Here is a 1,711-nt window from a genome sequence, read left to right as displayed (position 1 = left end):
ACTTTTTAAAAACGCAAGCAACAGTAAGGCGGCGATAGCCATCGGCTACCGCTTTTTTGCAACACTTTAGACTGCTGTTTTACGCTGGTTTGTGCCGATTCTCGTCAAACGGCTGGCCGGATTTGATGACGGCGTAAGCGTATTTGATGATTTTGCACATCATCAAGACGTAAATTTGCTTGGGGTGTTTGCCCTGTTTCAGCTTTTGTTCAAACCAAGGCCGCCAAAGTTTGCTCCTTAGGCAGGCTGCCCGGGCGAGATAGTAAAGTGCTTTGCGCACCATCTTATCGCCCATTTTGGATATCTTGACGTATTTCACGCTTGTGCCGGAATCTTTGATAACCGGAGACAAACCCAAATAGCTGATTAGCTTCTTTGAGTTTTCAAATTTATCTATATCGACCAGTACGGACAAGAGCCAGGCGGCGGTTGTTTTGCCTACGCCGCTGATGGTTTGTAATAGCTGTTGGTTATGGCTTAATTCTTTATCCGAATCTATCAAGTCTTGTATGGCTGTTTTGCAGCTTGCTATCTCGTTTTGTATGGCATTGATTATGGTATCTATACCGGATTTGATTACCGGATCGGATACTTCTTTTCTGTTGCTTTCCATATTGAGCAATACGTTCAATTGTTCTATCCGCCTATTTAATGCCTTTAGATTCTTGCGTTTTTCTGATAAGGGCTGCCATAAGGGCGGATTTTCGCGCTGACAGTAGTCGGCTATCAGCTTGGCATCCTGTTTGTCGGTTTTGGTACGCCTTAGCTTGTATTCGGCATACAGTTTGATAGACAAGGGATTAACTACGCTGATTTTTATTGCTGCCTCATGTAATGCGTTGGCAACGGGCAGATAGTAAACGCCGGTATATTCGCAGCAAGCATGAATCTGCTGGTTTTGCTGTTGATAGCTTTGTATGCGTTCCATCAATTTGGCTATGCCGGTGGGATTGTTCATAACCCGCATAAAATCGTTTTGGCCGTTGAAATGTGCGTCTATGGTCAATTTGGATATATCTAATCCAAGGGCGATTTGCTGCATGGTTCAATCCTTATATTGTTCTGTAGACAAAGATACCGTATTGATTTTGTGCATAAGTAAAGCCGCATCCGCCAATCTTTTGTCATGCCTGAACGGCAAGGCTATTTGTAGGCGTGATGCGGCTTTATGCTTTAAGCAAGATTTGAGCCAGTTAGATTTAATATTCTATTGCGTTTATCTTTGTCGGAAGATGCTGCCGAGCTTGGCCACGGAGTTAAAAGAGACGAGGAAGGCCACCGCGCCGAGCAACCAATTCAGGGCTACCCCTAGGCCGCCGATATACATGATTTGGACGGCGGAGAGCGGGGCGGCGGAAAGCTGGCCGGTTAGGGCGTTAATCATTTGGGTTTGGAGCAGGTTTAGGCCGGTGTAGGAAATGGCGGAAATGCCCAGCGCCATGATGATTTTACCTGCTAGGGTAGTGAGAACGGCGGTAAACATTCCGGCAAGGGTTTTGCCCATGATGGTTTCCTTTCCTAACGTTTATTGAGTGCGCCGAATACCATCATGAAAGAAACGGTCATGGCCATCATGATGATAAAGGGGCGGGCTTTGCGGGCGGTATCGCACATCGGTTCGTAGCTTATTCTTTGCTGTGTTCCGGCTATGCTGAATGAGGTAGGAGCGGGACAGGCGGCATCGGTGTTGAAGATATTGACCGGGGATAGG

The 1,711-nt window shown here is 46.5% G+C and carries 3 protein-coding genes; all 3 read right to left on the bottom strand.

What is annotated here, in order from left to right:
- Positions 1 to 79: 79 nt before the first annotated feature.
- Positions 80 to 1,042, bottom strand: coding sequence for an IS110 family RNA-guided transposase (locus A7P95_RS00030; protein ID WP_067589339.1), 963 nt, complete (start codon positions 1,040 to 1,042; stop codon positions 80 to 82).
- A gap of 174 nt (positions 1,043 to 1,216) precedes the next feature.
- On the bottom strand, positions 1,217 to 1,504 hold the full coding sequence (locus tag A7P95_RS00025; RefSeq protein ID WP_082890647.1) for a DUF2523 family protein: 288 nt from the start codon (positions 1,502 to 1,504) through the stop codon (positions 1,217 to 1,219).
- Between the two features lie 14 nt (positions 1,505 to 1,518).
- On the bottom strand, positions 1,519 to 1,711 hold a 193-nt coding region (locus A7P95_RS11360; RefSeq protein WP_281179392.1), incomplete at its 5' end, for a virulence factor TspB C-terminal domain-related protein.

The sequence above is a fragment of the Eikenella longinqua genome (assembly GCF_001648355.1).
GTDB classification, from domain to species: Bacteria; Pseudomonadota; Gammaproteobacteria; order Burkholderiales; family Neisseriaceae; genus Eikenella; species Eikenella longinqua.
Note: the sequence above shows the minus strand (reverse complement) of the source record. Positions and strands in the feature narration are given on the sequence as shown.